This is a genomic window from Arthrobacter sp. zg-Y1219, assembly GCF_030125545.1.
GTDB lineage: Bacteria > Actinomycetota > Actinomycetes > Actinomycetales > Micrococcaceae > Arthrobacter_B.
In genome coordinates this window covers 1-2603 of the sequence record NZ_JASKLY010000026.1, presented here as the reverse complement: position 1 = coordinate 2603, position 2603 = coordinate 1, and the positions used below count along the sequence as shown (strand labels likewise).

General features: G+C 60.5%; 1 protein-coding gene and 1 rRNA gene. Both read left to right on the top strand.

The window, feature by feature from the left end:
* Nucleotides 1–78, top strand: a 5S ribosomal RNA gene (rrf, locus tag QNO00_RS17255); the annotation flags it as partial.
* A 530-nt stretch (nt 79–608) separates the two neighbouring features.
* The gene (locus QNO00_RS17250) at nt 609–2090 is read left to right on the top strand and encodes a DUF5979 domain-containing protein (RefSeq protein WP_284025432.1); all 1482 of its coding nucleotides are present in this window, start codon (nt 609–611) and stop codon (nt 2088–2090) included.
* Nucleotides 2091–2603 lie beyond the last annotated feature (513 nt).

The following is a 2603-nucleotide window of genomic DNA, read 5'->3' as shown; positions in this document are numbered from 1 at the left end:
CCGAACCCGGAAGCTAAGACCCACAGCGCCGATGGTACTGCATCCGGGAGGATGTGGGAGAGTAGGTCACCGCCGGACAATATTTACGGTTGAAAGACACCGGTTGTTCAGAGAGTAAGGCCCCGCCCTTGGCGGGGCCTTACTTGTTTAACCAGGGAATGTCCATAGGTAATTTGGTCCCTCCCCGGCTTTCTACGGATATTGCGGTTCCGCCTACCCCCGGCTTCGGATTCCACATACTGTGCCTAGCACACAGGCCGAACTGGTTTCGGCATGGTCACTCGCGAATCATCCCCAGGGATAGAAGCAGGAAGACCCCTATGAGCCATTATTCCTTTCCATCCGGCCTGCGGCGTCGGCCGGGGCACGGGCGCCGGCTACGCAGGTCTCTTAGTACGGCGGCCGTTGCGGCGCTGCTGCTGGCACCGTTCGCGGCACCCGCGAATGCCTCGTGGACAGAGCCGGACCCGAATGATCCGGCGCCGGTAGCCGGCGCCAATGCGGAAGTCGTGACTACCGAGCTCGGGCCCGCTCAAAGGGTGCAGGCGTTCGTAGCTGACAATCCGACCCCGCCGGATCCCTTGGCACCGTATCCGGAGGAGAACCCAGTGGGAGTGCCTGTGACCGGCCGGTTCGCGGGCATCATTATCACTGAGGATGCCGATGGCGGGATCGGGCAGATGTACTGTATCGACACAGCGGTGGAAACCATGGTCGGCGTCGGCTACGTTCAGGGGGCCTGGGAAGAATCCAACGTAGCCAACATCGGCTACGTGAATTATGTCCTGAACAACTATTATCCTGCGAATCCCGCAGCGCCTGCGGGCTTAACGGCAAATCAGCAGGCTGCGGCGGTTCAGGGTGCGATCTGGTACTTCACCGACGGATACCTGGTCAATACATCGGAGACGGTCATCAGAGGCGCAGTTGAGGCGATCGTCGCCGACGCACAGGCCAATGGGCCCCTGGTGGAACCGCCCCCGCCGAATGTCACCGTTACCCCACCGGTTGCTGCGGGTCCGGCGGGAGGCGTGGCGGGCCCGTTCACGGTGGCAGCGGAAGGAGCTGCGGAGGTTACCGTTTCCGTGCCGACTGGATACACGATGTTTGCCGACGCTGCAGGGACTGTCCCTATTCCGAACGGAAGCACTGTCACTTCGGGCACCCAGGTCTGGGTGGGTGGCCCGCCGGCATCCACCGACCCGGGAGTCCTTAGCGCCCGCGCTTCCGTCTCCGTCCAAACAGGCAACGTCTACCTCTACGACGGCGGCAATCCAGGCATGGATAATGCGCAACCCCTCATCCTTGCCGCGAGCACGGTGTTGGAAGCCGCTGCCGGGGCGACGGCGGAGTTCTTTGTACCGGGAGACCTCGTGGTCAATAAGGTGTTTGCCGGCGGAGGAATCGGTAGCCAGGGCGCCATCACCCTCACCGTGGACTGCGCTGAAGCAGGGGCCTTTGTCTTTGACATTCCTGCCGGGACAGCTGCGCCGGTCAGCAACTCCGTGACAGACCTGCCGGTTGGAACGGTGTGCGCGGTGGCGGAAGAGGTAACCGGATCCACCGTGGAGGTAACGGTGACACCCGTACTCCCGGAGCCCGTGACAATCGCTGAAGGCGAAAACGTCCTGGAGGTCACTAACACTGTGGAATTCAACCCGGGCAGCCTGGTCGTGGCGAAAACCATCAGCGGCTCGGGCGCCGGCCTGCAGGACGACGTCGTGCTTCACGTCCAGTGCGGTGACGGGCTGATTGACGAGACGTTCGTGATCCCCGAGGAGACCACTGCGGATACTTATACCCGGCGGTACGAAGGTATTCCGGCGGGAGTGCTGTGCCGGGTTTCGGAACCCGCGTCCGGAGCCAACGAGGACGTCACGGTGGAAACCTCAGGCACTGGTGAAGTGGCCATCCTTCCCGGGCAGTCTCAAGCCGTCGAGGTGGTCAACGTGTATGCACCTGTGCCTTACACAGAACGCCTTCCGAAAACCGGAGCTGACGGTATGACAGGCCTAGCCCTGGCCGGCGGTGGAATAATGTTGGCCGGCGCTCTGCTGGTCCTGGGGCCATCGCGCCGGCGCAGTAGCTAACGCGGGATTTGCACCAATCCACCCCCAGCTGCAGCCGGGACCGGTCCTTTTCTTGGGCCGGCCCCGGCTGCGGTTTGGGCCGATCCGGCCGATTTGCGGGCCCGGCGAAACCTGTGTAGAGTCTTCTAAGTCGCCGCGGCCGGGAGTTGGAAAACTTCACGAGCATGGCGGCCACACCACACCAAAAACATCCTGGTGATCCATCCTGCGCTGAGAAGCCCGGGAGCGGAAAGCCGGGGATTTGGCGTGGGTTTCTCCGGACAAAATGAAGCAGTCTTCGGAATATCCCGAATTGCTAAAACAGTCCGGATGAGATAGAATAAAGAAACACTGCAGCGAAGAGAAAAGAAAGACATTCAATTGTTTTTCCGAGTATTTCGGATGCATCTGTTGTTTGAGAACTCAATAGTGTGCCAAGTTTATTGATACCAATTATTTTAATTGGTTGAACTGGTTCTTCCGCCCACCCCGTGGGTTGGGAGGACTTTTTTAGCTGGTTTCGAATTTAGTGCA